Source organism: Rhodococcus jostii RHA1 (assembly GCF_000014565.1).
GTDB lineage: Bacteria > Actinomycetota > Actinomycetes > Mycobacteriales > Mycobacteriaceae > Rhodococcus_F > Rhodococcus_F jostii_A.
Genome location: NC_008271.1, coordinates 164,233 through 187,378, shown reverse-complemented (window position 1 = coordinate 187,378; position 23,146 = coordinate 164,233). Strand labels below are relative to the sequence as shown.

17 protein-coding genes are annotated in these 23,146 nt (G+C 63.0%); all 17 read left to right on the top strand.

All coding sequences use genetic code 11. The features are described from left to right. Nucleotides 1-76 precede the first annotated feature (76 nt). The 17 genes from RHA1_RS43660 to RHA1_RS43580 all read left to right on the top strand — a co-directional run bounded on the left by RHA1_RS43660 (nt 77) and on the right by RHA1_RS43580 (nt 22,689). Nucleotides 77-1,228: a thiolase family protein gene (locus tag RHA1_RS43660; protein WP_011600459.1), complete on the top strand. Its 1,152-nt coding sequence runs from the start codon at nt 77-79 to the stop codon at nt 1,226-1,228. Continuing rightward, entirely contained in the window at nt 1,225-1,641 is a 417-nt protein-coding gene (locus RHA1_RS45305; RefSeq protein ID WP_011600458.1) for a Zn-ribbon domain-containing OB-fold protein, read from the top strand. The genes RHA1_RS43660 and RHA1_RS45305 overlap by 4 nt, the downstream gene beginning before the upstream one ends. After that, complete coding sequence (locus RHA1_RS43650; RefSeq protein WP_011600457.1) at nt 1,628-2,791, top strand: acyl-CoA dehydrogenase family protein; 1,164 nt, start codon at nt 1,628-1,630, stop codon at nt 2,789-2,791. Before RHA1_RS45305 ends, RHA1_RS43650 begins: the two co-directional genes overlap by 14 nt. Next, the gene (locus RHA1_RS43645) at nt 2,788-3,618 is read left to right on the top strand and encodes an enoyl-CoA hydratase/isomerase family protein (RefSeq protein WP_011600456.1); all 831 of its coding nucleotides are present in this window, start codon (nt 2,788-2,790) and stop codon (nt 3,616-3,618) included. The genes RHA1_RS43650 and RHA1_RS43645 overlap by 4 nt, the downstream gene beginning before the upstream one ends. Nucleotides 3,619-3,656: 38 nt before the next feature. Continuing rightward, nucleotides 3,657-4,442, top strand: coding sequence for an enoyl-CoA hydratase-related protein (locus RHA1_RS43640; RefSeq protein ID WP_011600455.1), 786 nt, complete (start codon nt 3,657-3,659; stop codon nt 4,440-4,442). Between the two features lie 48 nt (nt 4,443-4,490). Further along, the gene (locus tag RHA1_RS43635; protein ID WP_011600454.1) at nt 4,491-5,240 is read left to right on the top strand and encodes an SDR family NAD(P)-dependent oxidoreductase; all 750 of its coding nucleotides are present in this window, start codon (nt 4,491-4,493) and stop codon (nt 5,238-5,240) included. Then, complete coding sequence (locus tag RHA1_RS43630; protein ID WP_041813743.1) at nt 5,237-7,048, top strand: CoA-transferase; 1,812 nt, start codon at nt 5,237-5,239, stop codon at nt 7,046-7,048. The genes RHA1_RS43635 and RHA1_RS43630 overlap by 4 nt, the downstream gene beginning before the upstream one ends. 72 nt (nt 7,049-7,120) lie before the next feature. Continuing rightward, nucleotides 7,121-7,765 carry a TetR/AcrR family transcriptional regulator gene (locus RHA1_RS43625; protein ID WP_011600452.1) on the top strand — a complete coding sequence of 215 codons (645 nt, stop codon included), beginning with the start codon at nt 7,121-7,123 and terminating at the stop codon, nt 7,763-7,765. 626 nt (nt 7,766-8,391) lie between these two features. After that, nucleotides 8,392-9,843: an aldehyde dehydrogenase family protein gene (locus RHA1_RS43620; RefSeq protein ID WP_011600451.1), complete on the top strand. Its 1,452-nt coding sequence runs from the start codon at nt 8,392-8,394 to the stop codon at nt 9,841-9,843. 564 nt (nt 9,844-10,407) lie between these two features. Then, nucleotides 10,408-11,574: a sugar ABC transporter substrate-binding protein gene (locus RHA1_RS43615; RefSeq protein WP_011600450.1), complete on the top strand. Its 1,167-nt coding sequence runs from the start codon at nt 10,408-10,410 to the stop codon at nt 11,572-11,574. An 81-nt stretch (nt 11,575-11,655) separates the two neighbouring features. Beyond that, nucleotides 11,656-13,179 (top strand): sugar ABC transporter ATP-binding protein, encoded by a 1,524-nt coding sequence (locus RHA1_RS43610; protein WP_011600449.1) that lies wholly within the window; start codon nt 11,656-11,658, stop codon nt 13,177-13,179. Continuing rightward, entirely contained in the window at nt 13,113-14,285 is a 1,173-nt protein-coding gene (locus RHA1_RS43605) for an ABC transporter permease (RefSeq protein ID WP_237727129.1), read from the top strand. The genes RHA1_RS43610 and RHA1_RS43605 overlap by 67 nt, the downstream gene beginning before the upstream one ends. Before the next feature lie 711 nt (nt 14,286-14,996). Next, a complete protein-coding gene (locus RHA1_RS43600) occupies nt 14,997-16,223 on the top strand; it encodes a multidrug effflux MFS transporter (protein ID WP_011600447.1) in 1,227 nt (408 codons plus the stop codon). A gap of 798 nt (nt 16,224-17,021) precedes the next feature. Next, nucleotides 17,022-18,659, top strand: a complete 1,638-nt coding sequence (locus RHA1_RS43595; RefSeq protein WP_011600445.1) for an FAD-dependent oxidoreductase — start codon at nt 17,022-17,024, stop codon at nt 18,657-18,659. A 111-nt stretch (nt 18,660-18,770) separates the two neighbouring features. After that, nucleotides 18,771-19,880, top strand: coding sequence for a Zn-dependent alcohol dehydrogenase (locus RHA1_RS43590; protein WP_011600444.1), 1,110 nt, complete (start codon nt 18,771-18,773; stop codon nt 19,878-19,880). 122 nt (nt 19,881-20,002) lie between these two features. Further along, nucleotides 20,003-20,821: a mycofactocin-coupled SDR family oxidoreductase gene (locus tag RHA1_RS43585; protein ID WP_011600443.1), complete on the top strand. Its 819-nt coding sequence runs from the start codon at nt 20,003-20,005 to the stop codon at nt 20,819-20,821. Nucleotides 20,822-20,832: 11 nt separating this feature from the next. After that, nucleotides 20,833-22,689: an acyl-CoA synthetase gene (locus RHA1_RS43580; protein ID WP_011600442.1), complete on the top strand. Its 1,857-nt coding sequence runs from the start codon at nt 20,833-20,835 to the stop codon at nt 22,687-22,689. The last annotated feature ends 457 nt before the right edge of the window (nt 22,690-23,146 follow it).

Here is a 23,146-nt window from a genome sequence, read left to right as displayed (position 1 = left end):
AACCATCATCCGTATACGGTATACGCACAGACAGGAGCTTGCGGTGACACGCAGCACATTCCTCGCAGGGGTAGGTATGACGCCCTTCGGAAAATTCCCCACAGAGAACATGGGTTCCCTGGGGCGAGACGCTGGCCTCTCGGCGCTTGGTGACGCGAACGTCCGGCCGCACGATGTGGAGATGATCAGCTGCGGATCCGCGCGAAGCGGCATCCTCCATTCCCGCGAGAGCGGCGTCGGTCAGCTCGTAGGGTGGGAGATCGGCATCGAAGGTGTCGCCGTGTACAACGAAAAGGCGTACTGCGCTTCCGGTTCGATTGCGTTCAATGTCGCGAATATGGCCGTGGCGAGCGGCACCTACGACGTCGCACTCGTCATCGGGGTGGAACAGATGTCTCGCCGAGACGGGAAGGGCCGGCCGCTCACTTCGGACGGAATGCTTCTGGAAGGCGAACAAGGTTTTACGCCGCCGGCGTACTACGCCATGGCTGCTCGCCGGCACATGGAGCACTACGGGACCACTCGCGAACAGATCGCCGCGGTCGCAGTGAAGAACCGTCGAGCTGCCGCACTGAATCCGAAGGCGCAGTATCGTACCCCGATCACGATGGAGGATGTCCTGTCCGCAAAGCACGTAGTCGGTCCGCTGCATCTCCTCGACTGCTGTCCCACCGGCGACGGCGCCGCGGCCGCGGTCATCGTGAGCGAGAGAGGCGCCGAACGGTTGGGGATCGAACCTGGGATCCAGATCGGGGCATCGGTGATCGGCAGTGGTTTCTATCGGAACCAGACCCGAGATATGACGTCCTTCGGGCTGGACCGCTCGACCTCACGCCAGGCATACGACGTCGCGGGGGTCGGCCCCGCCGACATCGACGTAGCGGAGGTCCATGACTCGTTCTCAATTGCGGAGATCATTCACTATGAGGACCTCGGATTCTGCGAACCCGGAATGGGCGGCAAGTTCGTCGAAAGTGGCGAAACATCGCTCGGCGGAAAGATTCCTGTGAACACCGGAGGTGGTCTCCTCAATCGTGGCCATCCGCTCGGCGCCACCGGTGTGGCGCAGATCGTCGAGCTTGCGGACCAGCTTCTGGGCCGCGCCGGCGATCGACAGGTCCCGTCCGCGCAGACGGCCCTGGCCCACATCTCCGGTGGCTTCCACGAAAGCGACTTCGCCACATCGGGAGTGACCATCTTGAAGAAGATCAAGGAAGGAGCCGCATGAGCTACGTCGGAGAGGCGTCCCTGGGGCAGTCCATCATCACCGAGAACGGCGACGGTAGTTGGTCTCTCGCCGCCAGCAAGTGCCCCCAGTGCGGCGACGTCCGTTTGCCGGCCCGGAAGATCTGCCCGAACGACTCGACGAAGTGCGAATCTGTCAACCTGAGCGGCCGCGGAGAGATCTACGAATCGGTCCAGGTGAGTATGGCTCCGCGCGGATTCGAACCGCCATACTGGGTCGGTTACGTCGATCTGGAGGAGGGTGTTCGACTCTTCTCCCAGATCGATTGCGCACCAGGAGAAAATGATCCAAGTCACGGTGAGCGTGTCGTGCTCGACGTACGGGTGATCAGTTCCGAGGAGGAGCCCGTTTACGGGCCCGTGTTCAAGAGGATTGGGTTCAATGCTGACAACTGACCTCAATGAGGAACTGCAGGACCTCGCAGTGATGACCCGCGCGGTCGCTGTGAAAAAGATCGGCCCACTCGTCGAACAGACGGAGCAGGCCGGGACCTTCAGCCCTGCAATCCGCGAGATCCTCGCGGAATCTGGGTTCTTCGGACTCGTCGTGAAGCCCGAGTACGGCGGCGCCGAAAGCGATATCAGGCACCAGTCCATAGTGCTGGAGGAGATTGCCCGGGTGTACCCGAGCGCGTGTACCTATCTGACGGCCCACTGGCTGGCCACGAAGATCATCGCGCTGAACGCGACCGGCCCGAGCGAGGCGCCGTGGGTCAAGCCACTCCTCGAACAGGCCGCCGCGGGCGAAAAACTCGGTGCGATAGCGGTCACGGAGCCCGAAGCCGGCTCCGACCTGGGCAATGTCACCACCCGAGCCCGACGTGACGGCGACGAGTGGGTCATCCAGGGGACGAAGCGATTCATCACGAACGGTGGTTTCGCCGACTTCTACAGCGTCCTCGCGCGGACCGGGGGGCCCGGTGCGCGCGGACTCTCCATGTTCTTCGTGGAAGCGGATCGCCCGGGAGTACGTGCTGCTCGCTGGGAACAGAAGATGGGTCTCCACGGCTCGGCGACGGCCGAGATGCATTTCGACGAGGTCCGGGTCCCTGCCGACCACCTGATCGGTGAGGCGGACAAGGGCTTCACGCACCTCATGCGGGGCTTCGACGAAGGTCGGCTGGGTGTCGCCGCAATGTGCCTCGGAATCTCGCAGGGAGCCCTCGACGCTGCGACTCGGTACGCCTCCGAACGCAAGCAGTTCGGCAAGGAGATCGCGGGCTATCAGGGCGTCCAGTTCCTGATCGCGGACATGGCGATCGGAGTGCATTCCTCGCGGTCACTGGTGTACGACGCCGCGAACGCCTTCGTGAACAAGCACCCGGACTCGTCTCGACTGGCCGCGATGGCGAAGACCTATTCGTCCGACGTGTCGATGGAGGTGACGACGAATGCCGTTCAGGTCCATGGCGGTTCAGGTTATGTCCGGGACTTCCCCGTCGAGATGTTCATGCGCGACGCGAAGATCGGCCAAATCTACGAGGGAACCAACCAGATCCTCCGCATGCTCATCGCCCGGTCGTACTTCGGGGAGCTCGCACGATGAACACCGAGGCCGGAGACGTGCCGACCGCTCAGGACACCGTCGAGAACGCTTCCGTGGGCGCGGTCCGATACGAGATCGATGGCAGGGTCGCCCACATCGTCCTGAACCGCCCATCGAAGATGAACGCGATCGGTCGATCCGTCCTGGGCGGGATCCGCGAGGCGGTCTTCTGCGCCGAGAGTGATCCTGCGGTGAAGGTGATCATCGTGCGGGGGGAGGGTAGGGCCTTCTCCGCTGGTGGTGATCTGGACGAGGTGTCCGCACTGGTCCGGGACAGTCCCGAGTTCGACCGCTTCCTCGACTACTGGCACGAAACGCTGATACTGCTCGAGCGGTGCCCGCTCCCGACGATCGCTGCCGTACACGGGGTGGCCTTCGCCGGTGGGTTCGAGGTGACCCAGGCGTGTGACTTCGTCGTCATGGGTGACGAGACGAAGATCGGCGACCAGCACGCGAACTTCGGGCTCTTCCCGGCCGGAGGCTCCACGCAGCGTCTGCCCAGGCTTGTCGGTCCGCGAACAGCGAAGTGGATGCTCATGACGGGCGCCGCGATCGGGCCCGCGACAGCACTGGCATCCGGCCTCGTCAACGAGGTCGTGCCCGAGGCGGATGTACTGGCACGAGCCAAGGTGATGGCTGCCGTGCTTGCCGGGAAAAGCATGTCTGCCAGCGCGGCGATCAAAGCCGCGGTCTCGATCGGTGCGGATCTGCCCTTGCGGGACGCGATCGACGCCGAGCGGCAGATCGCACTGCGCCACATGGCATCGGAAGACGTCCAGACAGGGCTCGCGGCTTTCCGCTCGAGGGCCACGCCCGAGTTCGATTAGAACGACGAGTTCGACCAAGTCACGAACAAGGAGTAATCATGCAGCTTCAGGATGTTCTGTACAGCGCTCAGAATGGCGTCGCACGTATCACCATCAATCGCCCCGAAAAGTACAACGCCTTCCGCGAAGAAACCCTCGACGATCTGATTGCGGCTTTCAGCGAGGCCGAGGCCGACACCTCGGTCGGCGTGATCGTCCTTACCGGTGCCGGTGACAAGGCGTTCTGCTCCGGCGGCGACATTGCTTGGGAGGACGCCTCGGACCCCGCGGGTGCTGCCCGGATGAACCGCCGGACGAGCAACCTCTCGATGATCATGCGCGGCTGCGGCAAGCCGATCATCGCCCGCGTGAAAGGCTATGCGGTCGGCGGCGGCAACGAGATGCAGATGCTGTGCGACCTCACGCTGGCATCGGACGACTCGATCTTCGGCCAGTCGGGGCCGAAGATGGGCAGTGTCCCGGTGTGGTGGGGCACGCAGCTCCTGCCGCGCATCGTCGGCGAGCGCAAGGCCCGCGAGATCGTCATGCTGTGTGAGCAGATCCCCGCACCGCAGGCCGTTGAACTGGGCCTGATCAACAAGTGTGTGCCCGCTGATCAGCTGGACGCCGCAGTGGACGCCTGGTGCGAACGACTGCTGTCCCTCAGCCCGCAGGCACTACGCGTCGCCAAGATCTCACTGAACTACGAGACCGATCAGCTCTGGCCGTCCGTCCAGCACGGACAGCAGATGATCAACTTCATCCACGGAACCGATGAGTTCCACGAGGGCACTCAGGCCTTCCTCGAAAAGCGGGCGCCGGACTTCGCCAAGTTCCGCAAGTAAGTCGTACCGGACTTACAGAAGCCCGCACCAAGCCGATAGGAGACAGAAATGAAGTGTGACGGAAAGATTGCGATCGTCGTCGGGGGCGGCAGCGGCATCGGCCGCGCGACCGCGGAACTGTTCGCAGAGAACGGCGCAAAGGTGGCGGTGGCCGACATCAACGAGGAGGGTGCGGCAGAGACCGCCGAGATCCTCCGCAGCAACGGCGCCGACGTCTCTGTCCACACCTGCGACATCACGGAGCAGCCGCAGACCGATGCGCTCGTCGAGGAGGTTGTGAGCCGGTTCGGCCGCCTCGACATGATGACGAGCACCGTCGGTTGGTCGGACACCACGTTCTTCGCGCAGGAGGACGCGAAGTACTGGCGCCGCATCATCGACATCAACCTGATGGGGTCAATCTTCCTGAGCCGCTCGGCGATGGGGCCGATGAGCGAACAGAAATCGGGTTCGATCGTCCTGACAAGCTCGGATGCCGGCAAGGTCGGAACGATGGGTGAGACCGTGTACGCCGGAGCCAAGGCCGGCGTCATCGGATTCGTCAAGTCACTCGCCCGTGAGATCGCCCGCGACGGCATGCGGATCAACGCGATCTCCCCAGGGCCGACCGATACCCCGCTGCTGCGTGCCCAGTCGGATCAGCACGTGATCGATCGCATGGTCAAGGCGGTCCCGCTCAAGCGCATGGGCACCGCTTCCGAACAGGCGGCTCCGATCGTGTTCCTGGCGTCCGATTACGCCAGCTACATCACCGGACAAACCCTCAGCGTCAGCGGTGGCCTGACCATGACATCATGACCGCCTCACCCACAACGGTGTTGGAAGTAGAACTGGCCGAGAGGTTTTCGCTGCCAGCGAGTGAGGGAACTTCGAAGGTCACCGACCTCGGTTCGGCCATCCGCCGTCACATCCACCCCGGAGCGACCATCCACGTCGCCTATTCCGACGCCCGTCCGAACGCCGTGCTGCTCGAACTCGCGCGAGCGTTCGCCGGTACCGATCCGCGCTTCACCCTGGTCACCGCCGGTCTGGTGAACGTCCAGCACTCCTTGATCGAGTTGGGCCTGGTCGAGCGTGTCGTCTCCTCGTTCGCGGGGGAAAACTACCCCGTGGCACGACCGAACCCGGCCCTGGTCAGGGCGATCCGAGATGGCCGCGTGACTATCGAGCACTGGTCTCTGTGGAGCCTTGTCGCTCGTCTGGTGGCCGGAGCCCTCGGCGTGACGCACTTCCCGGTCAAGTCCATGGGTGGGAGCACCATGGGTGCGGAAGCGGGGGCACGGGGGGAGTACATCGAGGTGCAACTCGATGAGAGCGCCGGACCCACCGGACTCGTCAAGGCACTCCGCCCGGACATCGTGCTGCTCCACGGGGCCGCGGCCGACCCGCACGGGAACGTCGTCCTGTCGGCTCCGTACGGGGAAGGGCACTGGGGTTCTCTGGCCGCGAAGGACGGGGTGATCGCCTGCGTCGAGCGCATCGTCTCGACCGAGGAACTCCGCGAGATGAACACGCTCACCCGAATACCGGGCCACGTGGTGCGTGCCGTGTGCGAAGTGCCCTTCGGTGCACACCCGTACGGCTTCAACAGCCCCGGCGTGCCTGGTGTGTCCAGCTACGTCGAGGATGAGGCGTTCGTCGCGAGGACCCTGACGGCGAGCCGCACCCCTGAGGACTTCCGTGCGTGGATCGACGAGTGGGTTCTCGGCGTCGACTCGCACCAGGAATACCTCGAGAAACTTGGATCGGGGCGCACAGCTGAGCTCGTGCGTGCCGCACGGCCCGAGGGCTGGAAGACACGCGTCACGGAGTCGTGGGGGGCGAGAGATCCCGCCACGCCGACCGAGACGCAAGTGATCGTCACGGCCCGCTGTCTCGAGCGCGCGGTACGAGAACGCGGTTTCGACGTCGTCCTGTCCGGTGTCGGACTCGCGAACCTGGCGTCCTGGACCGGAGCCGAGCATCTACGTAACGCAGGGATCGACGTTGAACTCATGGCGGAGATCGGTCTGTACGGTTACCTGCCCCGACCGGGGGAACCATTCATCTTCGCCGGCCAGAACGTGCCCACTAACAAGCTGCTCACCGACGTGATGGGTGTGCTGGGTACGTTGGTCTCGGGACCGGGCTCCAAGTCCATCGGAGTCATCGGTGCCGGCCAGATCGACAAGACCGGCGCGATCAACTCGACGTACGGAGCCGATGGCGGCTTCATCGTCGGTTCGGGTGGCGCGAACGACGTGCTTTCCGCCGCGGACGAGGTCATCATCACGGTGGCGCACCAACCCGGACGACTGGTCGATCAGGTCGACTACATTACGTGTCCGGGCCGGCGCGTCCGAACGATTGTCACGGATCTGGCGGTGTTCGAGCGTTTGTCAGAGGGACACTTCGTCCTCACCGCGGTACTGCCGACTGCGGGTGACACCGTGGAGGAAGCGGTCGATGCGATCCGCGGGATCACCGATTGGGTCTTCGAGGTCGCCGAAGATCTCGTGGCGGAACCAGCTCCGACCGCAGCGGAACTGGCGACGCTGAGGGTCTTCGATCCAGGTCTGTTGTTCTTGCGAGATCGGCGAAAGGTTCTGACCTCCGACCATAGGTGAGTCCCATCGCGCCTAGGCGCCGGCCCGTGTCGCGTTTAGAACGCTCCTGGGTCGGTGGTCTAGTCTTTCGACATGAACGCCAGGGTCGGGGGAAATAATCGGGGAACATATGCAAAGGGGATTCGTCGCCGACAGGAAATCCTCGACCGCACATTAGAAGTCGTCGTCGACAAGGGGATCGACGGTACGTCGCTGCGGGCGATCGGTGAGGCGATCGAGGTATCGCACGCTGCGCTGCGGCACTATTTCTCGTCACGAGAAGAGTTGTTGCTGGAGGTGTTGAATGCGCACGGGAGTCTCAGCCAGACATGGGAGTTGCGGGATCGCAGCGTCCCGCTGATCGATAATCTCGCGGAGATTGCCAAGCAGAACGCGGCCGTGCCCGGTCTCATCACGTTGTACACGAGCCTGCTCGCGCACTCGGTCGAACCGGGGAACGAAGCCTCGCGCGACTTCTTCATCGAGCGCTTCGCGCTCGCGCGGCAGATCATCTCGGATCGAATTCGCCAGGGGCAGGCACGCGGGGAGATTGACCCCGACCTCCCGGTGGACGAGGCGGCGTCCCTCGTCTCCGCGGTGTTCGACGGTATGCAGATCCAATGGCTCCTCGATCCGTCCGTCGACATCGCGGCAGCTCTCGGACTGATCGGACGGATTTTCGGTTCCCCTACCCCAGGTGCGCCCACTTCAGAGGATGCTGCCGCGCAGGCCGAGTAACCGCCTCAGTCGGCAGGCGCCGATGCCGAAGGCATCAACGCGCTGATCGGCACTCACCTTCGGCTGGGCAATGCCTGACAGGCGATCCCTCAGCCGCTCGCCAGGCACACGCCCCACAGGAGGGCGAGCGGCCGTTTCGGCACCCCTGGGCAGGTCGATTGACGCAGACGAGGGGTGTTCCCCTCGTCCCTCCGCGCGTGTTTGTAGTCGTATCTGTTGCCCGGGCGGCGCCCGAACCCAACGACGGCTTCGGATCGCTCGTCACGATGCCCGGTGTCCAGGTCGAGTCCACACACGTCCTGGGGATGCGCTGGAGGGACTCATTGCGATGAACCGGGGAATCTGTCTCCGCTCTGTTCCGCCGTGGCCGAATAGCTCGCCATCCGGACTGCTGTCAGAAAGTCCGCTGCTGGTCGCATTGAACATCCCCTGCCTATGCGGCCAGTTCGTGCGGGTCCGGCGTACGAGTCCTGAGAAGTGGGACTACCAAAACTTCCACGTGGATGTTTTGATGTAATGTAGATCACGACGGCGGGCGGCGGATGTGTCCTCGCACGCGGGGAACCGCCCCGAATCAGACGATCCCGCGTTCCGACGAAAGCCCGACAATAAATGGAGCATCCAGAATGAGTCTTTCGGTGAGCTCGTACGACCGCCTTTACCTTGCGGGCCGGTGGTCCGACGCCGACCAGCCGACGGTCGAGGTTCGCAATCCGGCAACAGGTGAGGTCGTCACCCGAATCGCAGTCGCAACCCTGGAGAACGCGGATGCCGCGGTCGCCGCCGCGACGCAGCTACACGAGGACCGCACATGGGCGGATCTTTCGTTCGGCGAGCGTGCGGATCGGCTCGACGCGATCGCCGACGCGATCGAGCGGCGTACCGAGGAGTTAACCCGAATCTACGCGGAGGATCAGGGTGGCCTTGTCTCCCTGGCCCCATTCGTCATCGGACAGTCTGTAGGAGTGTTCCGCGGTACCGCGAAACTCGCTCGGGGAATGGATAATTCTCCATCCCGCCGCTCAGGGAGCGGCAGTGACGTCCTCATCCACCGAGTGCCGGTCGGGCCGGTCCTGGCGAGTGTTCCCTGGAACGGTCCGCTCATCCTCGCCGCTGTGAAGGTGGCAACCGCGCTTGCCGCAGGATGTCCGGTAATCGTGAAGGTCGATGTCCAGACGCCCCTCGCCTCCTTCCTCTTGGCGGAGGCGATAGACGAAGTCGGACTCCCGCCCGGCCTCATAAGCGTGCTGCCAGCCGAGGTCGACGTCGCCAAGCATCTGGTGTCGCATCCCGGAGTGAAGCACGTGTCATTCACCGGGAGTACGGCCGTCGGCAAGGACGTCATGAGGGCGGCGGCCGAGAACATGACGCGCCTGACCCTCGAACTCGGCGGCAAGAGCGCCGCCATCGTTCTGGACGACTTCGACCCCGCATCCGCCCCGATGCTGGTGCCGGGCTGTCTGGCTCAGACCGGGCAGGTATGTACGACGTTCAGCAGACTCCTCGTCCCAGCGGAGCGATTCGAGGAGTGGAAGGCCGCACTGGTGCATGTGTTCTCCTCTCTGAAGATCGGCGATCCGACCGATCCCGCCACGGTGGTGGGCCCGCTCGTCTCGGCGCAGCAACTCGAGAAGACTGAGTACTACGTGTCGCTCGCACGCGAGGAGGGCACCATCATTGCAGGTGGACAGCGGCCGGACGGATTCGATGGGGGTTACTGGTACGAACCGACTCTGGTCACCGACGTGGAACCCGATTCACGCATTGCACGGGAAGAAGTGTTTGGACCGGTCACCGTTCTGTTGCCTTTTCAGGATCTCGACGACGCGATTCGTATTGCCAATGACTCCGAATACGGACTTGCAGCAGGGATCTTTACGAATGACGTCGATCAGGCCGTGAAGATAGCACCGCACCTCACCGCCGGCGCGGTCAGCATCAACAATTTCGGTGCGAACTTTCTGGAACCGTTCGGCGGTTTCGGTGCATCCGGAATTGGCCGGGAAGGCGGTATCGAAGGCATCGAGTCGTTCCTCGAAACGATGCAGATCCAGTTCCCGATGGCGATCGGATTCTGAGGGCACGACCGAACGTGTATCGCGGTGTCACCGAGCGACTCTGATGTCGACAGTCAAAAGGAACGGACCCGACCAAAGTCGGGATCTCTAGTATTCAGAGGAGAAGGAGGCCACGATGACCATTCGAGATCTTCCCCGGAGCGGGGACGCAGAAGCAGTTCTCAGCGCTGCCCGGCAGTGGGCGCCGTATGGAGGAGTGCCCGACGAGGAAATATTCGTCCTGTTCGGGACGTCGAAGACGAGATTCGTCGAAATGCTCTGGGGGGCCGTCTCGAATACTCGATGCGATCAGGAGCTGGTGAGGTTGCTCGAAGAGATCTACCCGCGTAGGGGCATTCGCTCCCGTAGCTGTCACGCATCGACGCCTGTTTGATAAACACCGGATCGACGAAACTCGGGCGGAGCGGCGGCGTGTACACCGCCCGTACGCCCAGCGGCACGTTCTAGTGCGTTCTGTCGCAACACAATTCAATCCAGATGTGGGCTTGACCACAAACCGTATCCAGAATACGGTATTCGTACCTCGGCGGACGCTCGCCGACTCATCTTCACAAAGGACAAGTGATGTCACTCTCTGGACTGCGACGAAATACCCTGCGCCGCACATCGCTGGTTTCCGCTGCGCTACTTGCCGGGGCGCTCATCACGGCATGCGGATCGGGAACTGACACCAGCAGTGCCGCCGGCGGAAGCCCTCGGGGATCGGCCGAATGCGCATCCCAGTCAGGCGATCTGGTAGCCGACCAGCTCGACGCCAAGGCGCAGGCCCCATACCCGACGGATGCTCTCGATGCATCGGTGGTGAAAGGGAAGAACTACTGGGTGGTGCTTCTCAGCGCTGCCGTACCCACACAGGCCGACTACGCGAAGGGCTTCCAGGCCGCGGCGGTGGCTGCGGGCGCTCAGGCGCAGGTCTTCGACGGCAAGGGCACTGCCGCCACGGTCATCCAGGGCATCAACGCGGCGATCGCGGCGAAGGCCGATGGCATCATCACCGTCGCAGTCGACCTGTCTCAGATCGACCAGGCGCTTGCCGACGCGGCAGCGGCGGGGATTCCTGTCGTCGACGGTTCGAACGGCAATCCGAACGCACCGTTCCCGAAGGGCAATGTCGGTCACGTGACGCTGGACAGTGCAGAAGTCGGTACGTGGCAGGCCAACTACGCATTGAAGGCGACCGGCTGTGACACCCACGCCGTCATCGTCGGTACCCTGAGCGCGCCGACCAGCCTGGCGGTCGTGGACGGCGCGAAGAATCAGATCGCGAGTCTCTGCGGGGACGACTGCACGACGGAGGTCGTGGATGTCCGGGCGACCGACCTCGGGCCCAAGCTTGTGGGCATGCTACAGACCACGCTACAGCGCAATCCGAATACGAACGTGATCCTGTCGGCTACCAACGTGTACGACCCCGACATCAAGCAGGCCCTCTCGGCCCTGGGCCGCGACATTCCGGTCGTCAGCCTCCAGACGGAGGGAGTTCTGGCAGGCAATTCCGACGCAGGCCCGCTGATCGCGAACGTGGTCTATGCGCCGGCGACCGCCCTGGGCTGGTTCTACTTCGACGGGATGATCAAAGCGGCTGCAGGTCAAACCAATTTCGCCGTGAAGATCCCGGTCGCGATGATCGACGAAAGCAACTGGGGAACGGACCCGTCTACCCCCCAGCCACCTCGCTACAGCGGCTACGAGGCCGAGTTCGCAAAGCTCTGGAGCCTCAAAAATGACTAGGGGTGCGGTGAGCGGTCGCGCTGAGGCGTTCGACGACCCGCCGAACTCCTTGTGATGCGGATCGATCGGGTGGAGGTAAGCATGATGAAAGCTGCGGTTCGTTTGGTCGGGATGACCAAGAGTTTCGACGGTGTCACCGTTCTCGACGGGGTCGAGTTCGATATCGCACCCGGCGAAGTACACGGTCTCATCGGCGAGAATGGGTCGGGTAAGTCGACCCTCGTCAAAGTCCTGGGTGGCGTCCACGCACCCGACGCCGGAAGTGTCTGCGAACTATGGGGGAATCCACTGGAGTTCCCCGTCGATCAGCCCCAGCGGCACGGAATTGCCATCATCCACCAGGACCTTGCACTCTGCGACGCGATGACTGTAGCGGAGAACATTGGAATCTCCAGCGGATTCGACGCGAAACTCCTGTCACCCTATAGCAAGTCCCGTGAGAGCGAGCTGATTCGCAAGCTGTCGGAGGAGTTCGATCTGCAGCTCGATCCGGATGTCGAAGTCGGCACGCTCGCGCCGACCGAGCGGACAGTGGTCGCGATTCTCCGCGCGCTTCGACTCCTCCGGAAGCACCAAGACGGGCAGGTTCTCGTACTCGACGAGCCCACGGCCGCGCTTCCCCACTCCGAATCCGAACGACTTCTCGCCATCGTCCGCAGCCTCGCTGCAGCGGGGACCGCCGTGCTCTTCATCGGCCACCGCCTGCAGGAAGTCCTCAGTGTGTGCGACCGAATCAGCGTATTACGTAGCGGGAAGCTGGTCGCGACGGTCCAGGCGTCGGAAACAACTGATTCCGAGTTGGTGCGCATGATGCTCGGTTACGACATCGGAGCGTTCTATCCCGACCGGCACGTCCCCGACCGGAAAGTCGACGTCCTCCAGATCCGTGGACTGAGCGGCGGAACCGTCGAAGGGCTCGATCTCACGGTCGGGCGAGGCGAGATCGTCGGTGTGACGGGCCTAGCCGGTATGGGACAGGACGAGGTGCCCTATCTCGTCAACGGGCACTACAAGCGTGAGTCCGGCACCGTCACGGTGGACGGTGTAGCGGTGAAGTCCTCAGTCCGATTCGCGCTGGCGGCCGGGATCGCACTCGTACCAGGTAACCGGCAGCGCGATTCCGTATGGGGAGACGGAACTGCAATCGAGAATCTCACGCTTCCCTTTCTGCCGAGGTTCCGAAGAGGTGGGGTAGTCCGTCATCGGGCCGAGGCAGAATTCTCACACGGCGAGTTGGTGAAGTTCGGAGTACGACCGCTTCGGCCCGCACAGCACATCACCAGGTTCAGCGGCGGAAACCAGCAGAAGATCGTTCTCGCCAGATGGCTCCAGGTGAATCCCAAAGTCCTTCTCCTACACGAACCAACCCAAGGTATCGATGCCGGGGCGAAGAAGGAGATCTACAAGCTGATCCGCGACGCAGCCGAAAATGGTGCTGCGATCGTGGTGTTCTCCACCGACATCGAGGAGGTGGCCAATGTGTGCCACCGAGTCATTGTCATGCGGCACGGCCGCGCCACTATGGAAATCGCGGAAGAGTGCTTGTCGGAGCAGCAGCTCATCGCAGCGAGTCAAGGCGCTCTCGACGTTCTCGAACAGAAGTGAGATCTGACATGAAGAATCAGACCGTAACGAACGCATCGCTGGACGTGCCCGGCGACTCAGTTGGTGCGAAGTCGCCGCAGTCCGCGCAGCAGCAGACCAGAAAGAATCTGACCGAGATCCTTCCACACGCCGCGGTCCCGCTGCTGTTCGTCGCAACCTTCGTACTCTTCAGTGTCTTGTCGCCCGATCTGTTCTTCTCGTGGACAAACGTGCGAATTGTGCTGGCAGCGCAGGCTACCGTCCTGTTGCTCGCTGTTGCCATCACGATTCCGCTCCGTTCAGGAGACATGGATCTGTCGGTCGCGGCGGTGATGGTGATGTGTGCGACCGTGGTGGGTGCGCTGTATTCCAACGGGGTGTCCGCGCTGTTGAGCTGCGTCATCGCCGTCGGAGTGGGGCTCGTGATCGGAGTGCTGAATGCGGTGCTCATTGTCGTCGCGGGTCTCGAGTCGATTATCGTGACACTCGGTATGTACACCCTTGTCGCAGGACTGACGAGCTTCGTCAGTGGCGGTAATCTTGTGACCACTATTCCGAAGTCCCTCAAGGATTTCGCGACTACTCCATTCCTCACCCTGCCGGCGATCGTGTGGATCGGATGGCTGGTTGCTTTGGTGGTGTGGTTCGTGTTCGAGTTCACCCCGATGGGGCGTTACCTCCTCTTCGTCGGCGGCAACCGCGCTGCGGCGACACTCGCGGGCCTGCGCGTCTCGCGGATCCGAATCACGGCGCTCATCGCCGCCGCCGTCATCAGCGCGATCGCCGGCGTGTTGTTCGCTGGTTCAATCGGCTCCGTCGATCCGTCGAGCGGACATTCGTACCTGTTGGCACCTGCGACTGCAGCTTTCCTCGGTACGACGATGATCCATATGGGTCGTTTCAATATCATCGGCACCCTCATCGGTCTGTACCTGCTCGCATTCGGCATCACCGGACTGCAGCTCCTCGGAGTCCAGGGTTGGGTGTCGGACGTATTCAACGGTGCCGCCCTGATCGTTGCGATTACCTTCGCGCGTTACTTCGAGGTCCTGAACTTCGCCAAGGTCAGGCCGAAGAAGCTGCGGAACAGTAAGGGCGCACACAGTTCTGAACCACCCTTGCGGTGATGACGGAACTGAGCAGCAGTCCCGGGCGAGATTGATACCCCACAAATCGATCCCGCCCGGGACTGCACCATCGAACGAACGACCAGGTGGGGACGCGCCGATTGCAATCGACCTGCTTCTGCAGGGGGAGTCCGCTCGCACACCGGGGAGACACGAAGACCACATACCGGATTCGAGCTATCCGGTGTCGTTCTCGGTGGGCGACATCGATGGCCGTACCCGAATGATGTCGGGCGTAGGCGGATATGTGCTCTCCAGGCGTTCCTGAACTTGTGTCGCATCGCGGTCGGAGTCAAAGCCGACTTTGAGGCGAGTCCGCGGATCATGCGCGCTGATGATCGGGTGGATACGCACCAACCGATATACGTGCGGTGATCAGCGGTACACGGAACGCTCACGCATGGAACGATCTGTTTGGGGCCGAGCCGGGTACGGCGTAAGACAACGACACCACACAACCTCACCTGCACAATTGTTCGGGCCGTGCGACCGAGCGCGTCGGCGGCATCGTTTCCGTGGCAGTCTCTCCCCCGCCCTCTCCTGCTTCTCATTCGGTAAGAAATCGCACCTCTCACAATCTGGATACGCCCAGCGTGACCTGTCGTAAACGGTGACCCTCGCTGGGTTTGACCACGAGCACGTGCTTTCGCAAACACCGAGCCGCGCCATCGTCGCTGCCGAATTGATTCGTTCGGAAGAAGGGTCTCGTTCATGAGAGAAGCGATCACAGTGCCGATGTTGCTGGTACTCGCCCTGCTCTCGGCTACGTCACCAGTGGCCACCGGCGTGTACCTGCCAGGCCTGCCCTCCATCGCGTCCGCACTGGGTACATCGAACATCGGCGTGCAGCTGACGCTCACCACATTCATGGTCGGCCTCGGCCTGGGCCAGTTGCTCGCCGGTGCCCTGTCGGACAGCTGGGGTCGTCGCCGGCTCCTTCTGGGTGGGTCCGTGGCCTTCACTGTCGCAAGCGCGGTATGCGCGCTCGCTCCGACCATCGGTGTACTCACCGTCGCGCGGCTCATCGCCGGATTCTCTGGCGGTATCGGCGTCGTGCTCGCGCGGGCGGTGATCTCGGATCGGGCACGCGGGATCGAGGCCGCGCGACTGTTCAGCGTCATGATGATCATCGGTGGTGTGGCCCCCGTTATCGCCCCGGTGCTCGGTGGCATGTTGCTCGGCCCTATCGGCTGGCGCGGCACGTTCTGGGTGCTCACCGCGATAGGCGGGATAATGACATTCGGAGTGGCCACCGCCATCCCGGAAACCCTCCCACCGGAGACGAGACACACCGGCGGCTTGCTCGTGCTCGGGCAGAACTTCCGGCAAGTCGTCGGCGACCGCCGATTCGTCGGTTACGCGGCCGCGATGGCGATCGGCGCCGGTGCGATGTTCTCCTACATCGCGGCATCTCCGTTCGTCGTGCAGAAGATCTTCGGGTTCACGCCCACCCAGTTCTCGCTGGTGTTCGCTTTCAACGCCCTATCTCTCGTGACGGCTATGACGATCAATTCCCGTCTGGTTTCTCGTATCTCCGTCCGGCGGTTGCTCATATTCGGCGTCGGCGTCGTGTGGGTTAGCGGGTTGGGGCTGCTCGCGGTCTCGCTGTTCTCCCCGACTACGCCGTGGCCGTTGCTCGCATTGTTGCTGACGATGATGTTCGGCATGGGCTTGACGATGGGTAACGCCGTTGCGCTCGCGCAGGATCAAGTTCCTTCCGTTGCCGGTACAGGTTCGGCGGTGATCGGCGCTGCTCAGTTCGCGGTTGCCGCAATCGTCTCCCCGCTCGTCGGGCTTGGTGGTGAATCCACCTCGGTGCCGATGGCCGTGTCGATTGCTGTGTGCGGAACGATCGCGCTGACCGCGCTGCTCACTCTGACCCGCGATCGCCCAGAGACCCGACTGCCAGGATTCCGGTTTCAGAAAAATGCGCTCTGAACTGGGGTGATCAATGTTCTGCAGGCAACAATCTCCCGATTTGAAAGAGGCACTTCCAGTGCACTACGACATAAGGTCCGTGTGGTCTCGCGTCTGCGAGTTCGCGTCGGGCGAAGCCCCTTGGTGGACGAAACCCCGGTGCCGGTAGAGGTAGGGGTGCGGGTATCGGAGCTCTCGCCGCAGTCGGTGCCGCCCATCGCATCGGCTTCGGCGCCCATCCGGGCGCGGATGAAGCTTCCCGACCGCTGGACGAACCCCCGTCATCCCGTTCGAGAACGACTCGCCATCCCGATCGGCACACCAACGTCGTCGACCGATCGCTTTCGTAGTACGACCACGAAAACTGAGGCAAACTTTCAGCTCCGTCGCAGATCAACGGACATCTGGGGCCTGCCTCCGGCGACTCCGAAACGAAAAACATCCGAGCGGAGGTTTTCGTGTACTATGCCCAGTGAGCGGCGTCACATGACCTGTTTGGCGGGGTCGACGATGACCTCCGGATCGATGGAGCGAGGTGGCAATTTCGGTGGGTACGCACGACCGGGCCTACAGCCAACGCGCGATTTACGAGAGAGTGATCCGGTTCAAAAGCCTGCACATCGCTGGAATCTCGATCATCCCGGAGGCCGTCCACAGCAACGCAAATACGCCTTCGACCGTGTCCGTCGAATCAGTGTCCAAGCGACGCGGGTATCGCGCAATGCGCTCGGCGCGGATGAATGATCTGCGCCGGGCGCGATGTGTGTGACGCAACCAATCAAGTGAAAATGCGAACGAACCAAGTGAAGGTGCGAACGAATGGCTGAGACGTATGACACGCCGGTGCTGATCATCGGTGGTGGGCCGGTCGGCTTCGCCACCGCGCTCGATCTCGCGTGGCGTGGCTGCGAAAGCATGATCGTCGAGCGCGAAGCGGACGGGACGCAGGAGTTCCGGGCGAAGGCAACAGGCCTTGACGAACGGTCCATGGAACAACTGCGCCGCTGGGGCCTGCACGATCAGGTGCTCGAGGTGGGCTTCCCCGTCGACTTCCCCTTCGACACGGTCTACTGCACGTCGCTGACCGGCTACCCGATGGGTCGTAGTCTCAATCCCTCTATCCGGGAGGAGATCCCGCCGGTCGGTTCATCGGAGAAGCGGTATGCGTGCCCGCAGTGGGAGCTCGATAAGCTGCTAGTCGAGAGTGCCACCGCGAGCGGTCTGGTCGAGGTTCGGTGGAACTCGGCGTACGGGAAGATCACGCAGGACGCCGACGGAGTGACCACCGAAATCATCGATGCGGCAACCGGTGAGTCGTCGACGATCCGATCGAAGTACGTGGTCGCGAGTGACGGGGCCGGCAGTGCCGTGCGTCGCTCGCTCGGGATTCCGTTCGAGGGACCCCAGCTCGACTTCTCGCTGAACATCACGATCCGGATCCCGAAGCTGGAGCTGCCGGAGGAGCTGGCACGGGCGCAGCGGTACCTGCTGATCGACGAAGACGGCACCTGGGGCGTCCTCACCCATATCGACGGGCGCGAGATCTGGCGGCTGACGGTGGTCGGCGCGCAGGACGAGCTCGACGCCGACACGTATGACCACATGGCGACCGTGCGGCGTGCGCTCGGCTCGGGCGACATCCCGTTCGAGGTCATCCGGTGCGTTCCGTGGCGCCGCAGCCAGTCTGTCGCCGCGACGTATCGTCAGGGTCGGGTCTTCCTCGCGGGCGATTCGGCACACACGATGTCACCGACGGGTGGCCACGGGCTCAATACCGGCCTGGGTGATGTCTCCGATCTCGGCTGGATCCTGGAAGCGGCGCTGAGTGGCTGGGGCGGCAAGGGGTTGCTCGATGCCTACGAGAGGGAAAGGCGCCCAATCGGGCTGCGCAACGGCCGTAAGGCGACAGGCCACTATCGACAATGGGTCGACAGCTCGAACTACGTCGGTGTGACGCAGGAAGGCCCTGAGGGTGATGTCACGCGCAAGCGGGTCGGCGACATGCTGGTCGAAGCACTGAAGAGCGAATGGCATTCGCCAGGTACCGCTCTCGGGTTTCGTTACGAGGGCTCGCCGATCATCGTCGACGATGGCACTCCGGAGCCGGCCGACGACCCGATCGATTACGTCCCGACCGCACGTCCCGGACATCGTGCACCGCATGTGGCTCTGTCGGACGGTAGTTCGATCCTGGCGCTGTTCGGACACGGATTCGTCCTCTTGCGGATCGGCGCGGCCGACCTGGACACGAGCGCGTTCGAGTCGGCGGGGGCGGCGGCCGGAGTGCCGCTGCGGGTGGAAAAGCTCGACGAGCCGGCGGTGGCTGAGATGTACGAGCGCAAGCTTGTTCTGGTCCGGCCCGACGGCCACGTCGCCTGGCGTGGCGACGTGATGCCCGACGATGCCGCCGGTGTCATCGATGTCGTTCGCGGTGCCGCGGCGACGGGTGGCTCCTGAAGACACGCGGCACGCGGATACCGAAAACAAAGTGACTGCCGACCCGCGATTTCACGCACGATATTTCTTCTCCAGTTGACAGAGTGAACCCAGAGAGTAGGCGATGAGGACATGAAGACCAAGGCAGCTGCACTGACTGGGGTGCATCGGGACTGGGAGGTGCTGGAGTTCGATCTCGACGATCCGGGACCGGGCGAGGTACTGGTGCAGATGAAGGTGGCAGGGCTATGCCACTCGGACAAGCACGCGAAATTCGGCGGTATGACCTACCCGTTGGTCGGCGGTCACGAAGGTGCCGGTGTCGTCGAGGCGGTCGGTGACGGGGTTTCTCGGGTGTCGATCGGTGATCATGTGGCGGTGTCGTGGATTCCGAGTTGCGGTACGTGCCGATGGTGTGCGAGCGGGCAGAGCAATCTGTGTGATCTCGGCGCGAACATGGTCACCGGTGAGCTGGCCAACGGTGGCTTCCGGTTCCATCGTGACGGCACGGACATCGGTGCGATGGCGGCAACGGGAACGTTCTCGCAGTTCTCGGTAGTCGATCAGCGGTCGGTGGTCAAGGTCGATCCGACGATTCCGTTCGAATGGGTCTCGCTGGTGACGTGTGGCGTGGCGACGGGTTGGGGTTCGGTCGTCAACGCGGGTGAGGTCAAAGCCGGTGACACGGTAGCGGTCTACGGATGTGGTGGTATCGGGTCGAATGCGGTGCGTGCCGCAGTGGGCGCCAATGCCGGCCTGGTTGCGGCGATCGATCCAGTCGAGTCGAAGCTCGAATTCGCCAAGCAGTCCGGTGCGGATTTCGTCTACACCTCGGCCGAGGAAGCGCACGCGGATCTGTGGGAGCGCACCTACGGCGTCGGTGCCGACGTCACGGTGGTAACGGTGGGTGTGGTCACCAGTGAGGTGGTGCGGGCGGCGTTCGAGTTGACCCGCAAGGGCGGCACGGTCGTGCTAACGGGTGTCTCCGATGACGTGATGGAGAACACGATCGAGTTGCCCGGTGGGATTCTCACGCTCTTCCAGAAGCGGATCGTCGGTTCGTTGTACGGCCACTGCAATCCTTTGGTGGATATCCCGCGGCTGCTGCGAATGGCGCAGGCCGGCAAGCTCGTTCTCGATGATCTGGTCACCCGCCGGTATGCGCTCGAAGACATCAACCAAGGGTTCGACGACATGCTCGCCGGCCACAACATTCGTGGATTGATCGTCCACGACCACTGACCTACCTTCGCAGTCGACAATGAGTGCGGAGACCGCGCAGCTTCGCGTCGTTGCCGATTGCGCACGAATCATGGTGCAGCACATGAAGACTGTGCACGATCGAACAGGGATGAGGAGTGTCGATGGGTGTTGGTCGAGTCGAAGGGAAGGCCGCGCTGATCACCGGCGCCGCACGTGGGCAGGGCCGGGCCCACGCGGCCAAACTGGCGGAGGAGGGTGCTGACGTCGTCGTCGTCGACGTGTGTGCGCCCTTGCCCAGCGTGTCGTACGCGGCGGCGACAACCGAGGACCTGGCAGAGACGGTCCGACTGGTCGAGAAGTTCGGGCGCAGAGCAGTGTCAGCTCGGGTGGACGTACGTGACCTCGCGGCACTACGTACCACGGTGGATGCGGCCGTCGGCACGCTAGGCCGACTCGACATCATTGTCGCCAACGCCGGCATCTGTGTGCCTCGGGCCTGGGAGCGGGTGACCGAACAGATCTTCGAGGACACAATGAGTACCAATGTCACCGGTGTCTGGAATACGGTGATGGCAGGTGCCCCGCACCTGATCCGCGCGGGCGGTGGATCGATCATCTTGATCAGTTCTGTTGCAGGAATCAAGGCGCAGCCCTTCATGGTCCCGTACACCACCAGCAAGTTCGCGGTGCGCGGGATGGCGAAAGCCTTCGCCGCGGAATTGTCTGCTCACGGCATTCGTGTCAACAGTGTCCATCCGACAGGCGTGAATACCCCCCTGGCGTCCGAGGAGATGCAGGCCGAACTCGCAGCGGCGATCGCGACGAATCCACGATTGGGCAACATGCTGCTCAACATGCTCCCGGTCAGAGGGACGGACCCCGAGGACGTCGCGAACTCCGTTCTCTTCCTCGCGTCCGACGAATCGAGGTTCGTGACCGCGCACGAGCTTGCACCGGACGCCGGCAACTCCGAGTTCTGATTGCGGTAACGGTGAACGGAGAAGGCGGTGAATGTGGCGTTGGGGTCGGAGCTGTTCCATGCCGTAGGACACACACGTCGTGTTGCGCACCGCCGGAGAGCACCGACACTCCTGCGCACAGGAGACCGAGCGACGTATCCGGATCAGGTCGGCGACACCTGCAATGCAGGGAGATTCTCCCTGCATTGCAGGTTCTTCGATGCGCGCTTCGACAGCCCGAACAATTGAACCAAACCAACGGACGTCCAGCGAGAGACGCGGAGAACATGTACCGAACCAGGGCAATCAACCTTTCGACTTACCTCCGTCAGACCACCGCACGACACGGTGAACGGTGTGCAATGGTCGAGGGCACCGAGTCGATCACGTGGTCCGAGTTCGACTCCGGAGTCGATGCGCTAGCGCGAGAGTTGCTCGACCGAGGTCTTTGTCCCGGCGATCCGGTGCTGCTCCACTCCCCAAACCGTATCCAACAGGTCCAGTCGATGTATGCGGTGTGGCGAGCTGGCGGGATCTTAGCTCCGGTGAACTTCCGCAGCAGCCCTGCGGAAGTGGCCGGAATGGCCGCTACGGCCCGGCCGCGCCTCATGATCGGGCACGGCGACTATCGCGAACATCTCCGGGCAGTCGCGGCGACCGGCCTACTCGAACTAGGCCAGCTCGTCATCGATGGCGCGGGTGGCTCCGACGATGTCGGCGCCGTCGTGCGGCGCGACGGCGATAGGGTGGACGATGCGCGAGTCTCCCAGGATCAGCCGGCCTGGTATTTCTTCACGTCGGGTACGAGTGGAAATCCCAAGGCTGCCGTGCTCACCCATCACACACTCGGCTACATCATCACCAATCGTCTGGCGGACCTCGTACCGGATACCACCCAGCAGGACGTCTCGCTCGTTACCGCCCCGCTCTCGCACGGCGCCGGCACCCATCTGTTGTGTCAGGTGGCCCGCGGTGCGACCAGTGTGCTGACGCTGGCACGTCCGTTCGACCCCTCTCAGGTGTGGAAATTGGTCGAGCGGCACCGGGTGACGAACATGTTCACCGTTCCCGCGATCCTCAAACTCCTGGTGGAATCACCTGAGGCTGAGAATCGCGATCATTCCTCGTTGAAGTACGTGCTCTACGCTGGTGCGCCCATCACCATGCAGGATCGTGAACGCGCTCGCGCCGTGATCGGCAACAAGCTGGTCCAGTTCTACGGCATGGCCGAGGTCACCGGCACGATGACGGTCCTGACGCCTGCCGGCCACGACGTGGAGCCCGTGGACGCCGACGGATTCGGTCCCGCTGGGTATCCGCGGACCGGCGTCGAGCTCTCGATCCAGGACGACCGCGGGAACCTGCTTCCGGCAGGGCAACGGGGCCATATCTGTGCCGCCGGCCTTCCCGTGTTCGCCGGGTACCTGAACAACGACGCCGCCAACGACGAGGCATTCGTCGACGGCTGGTTCCGCACCGGTGACATCGGCTACCTGAACACCCGGGGCTGTCTATATATCACAGGACGCGCTTCCGACATGTATATTTCCGGCGGCCACAACGTCTATCCGCGCGAAATCGAGGAACAGCTGTCACAGCATCCGGCGATCACCGAGGTTGCAATTGTCGGTGTGCCCGATGGGAAGTGGGGTGAGATCGGTGTCGCAGTGTGCGTGGCATCCGACAGCATTCCACCCGACGCTGACGAGCTCGCCGAGTGGCTCTCCCACCGCATGGCAAGGTACAAGCTCCCCCAGCGATTCGTGTTCTGGCCCGAACTTCCGGTGTCCCCCAACGGCAAGGTCGCAAAGAAGACCCTGCGCGAACTTCTGAACTCCGGAATGTTCGATGCCGAGAGAATTCCGACTGTCCAGTCCGTGCCCATGTGACACCTGGAACCAGCACCGGATGGCCCGTGGTGCATCGAGACCGAATCGAATCGCCAACCTCCAGCTGCGTGATATTTTTCGGCGCCGACGATGGGGATAACGACGATGGGGATAACACTGATGCCGACACCATCGGCTATCACCAGCGGCGAGTTGACCGAGCAGAACTGGATCGGCGTTGGCGGATCGCGGCCCGTTGAATAAACGGTCGACGCGATCCCGACCCGCACAGCCGGGTGGACACCGCAACCGAATCGATCGAAGTTCTGGTATCGCGTGTTTTCTTCGCCGAGCCGCGCGGATTGCTGAGAGATCGATAAACGGCGGTCATTTGCCCTCGAGCGGTACTGCTTTCGCCTCACGTCTCACGCGAGGCGAGAGCTCGGTGTGCACTCGTGTGGGACCCGGCGGCAAGGTCTTGCCGGAGTCGCCCGCGCCGATGATGTCCGGTGAGTGT

Excerpts from the sequence above, each read along its gene's own strand:
- RHA1_RS43585 (WP_011600443.1), top strand. The coding sequence starts at position 20,003 with ATGGGTGTTGGTCGAGTCGAAGGGAAGGCCGCGCTGATCACCGGCGCC.
- RHA1_RS43600 (WP_011600447.1), top strand. The coding sequence starts at position 14,997 with ATGAGAGAAGCGATCACAGTGCCGATGTTGCTGGTACTCGCCCTGCTC.
- RHA1_RS43660 (WP_011600459.1), top strand. The coding sequence starts at position 77 with ATGACGCCCTTCGGAAAATTCCCCACAGAGAACATGGGTTCCCTGGGG.
- RHA1_RS45305 (WP_011600458.1), top strand. The coding sequence starts at position 1,225 with ATGAGCTACGTCGGAGAGGCGTCCCTGGGGCAGTCCATCATCACCGAG.
- RHA1_RS43595 (WP_011600445.1), top strand. The coding sequence starts at position 17,022 with ATGGCTGAGACGTATGACACGCCGGTGCTGATCATCGGTGGTGGGCCG.
- RHA1_RS43610 (WP_011600449.1), top strand. The coding sequence starts at position 11,656 with ATGATGAAAGCTGCGGTTCGTTTGGTCGGGATGACCAAGAGTTTCGAC.
- RHA1_RS43640 (WP_011600455.1), top strand. The coding sequence starts at position 3,657 with ATGCAGCTTCAGGATGTTCTGTACAGCGCTCAGAATGGCGTCGCACGT.
- RHA1_RS43625 (WP_011600452.1), top strand. The coding sequence starts at position 7,121 with ATGAACGCCAGGGTCGGGGGAAATAATCGGGGAACATATGCAAAGGGG.
- RHA1_RS43635 (WP_011600454.1), top strand. The coding sequence starts at position 4,491 with ATGAAGTGTGACGGAAAGATTGCGATCGTCGTCGGGGGCGGCAGCGGC.
- RHA1_RS43615 (WP_011600450.1), top strand. The coding sequence starts at position 10,408 with ATGTCACTCTCTGGACTGCGACGAAATACCCTGCGCCGCACATCGCTG.
- RHA1_RS43630 (WP_041813743.1), top strand. The coding sequence starts at position 5,237 with ATGACCGCCTCACCCACAACGGTGTTGGAAGTAGAACTGGCCGAGAGG.
- RHA1_RS43620 (WP_011600451.1), top strand. The coding sequence starts at position 8,392 with ATGAGTCTTTCGGTGAGCTCGTACGACCGCCTTTACCTTGCGGGCCGG.
- RHA1_RS43645 (WP_011600456.1), top strand. The coding sequence starts at position 2,788 with ATGAACACCGAGGCCGGAGACGTGCCGACCGCTCAGGACACCGTCGAG.
- RHA1_RS43590 (WP_011600444.1), top strand. The coding sequence starts at position 18,771 with ATGAAGACCAAGGCAGCTGCACTGACTGGGGTGCATCGGGACTGGGAG.
- RHA1_RS43650 (WP_011600457.1), top strand. The coding sequence starts at position 1,628 with ATGCTGACAACTGACCTCAATGAGGAACTGCAGGACCTCGCAGTGATG.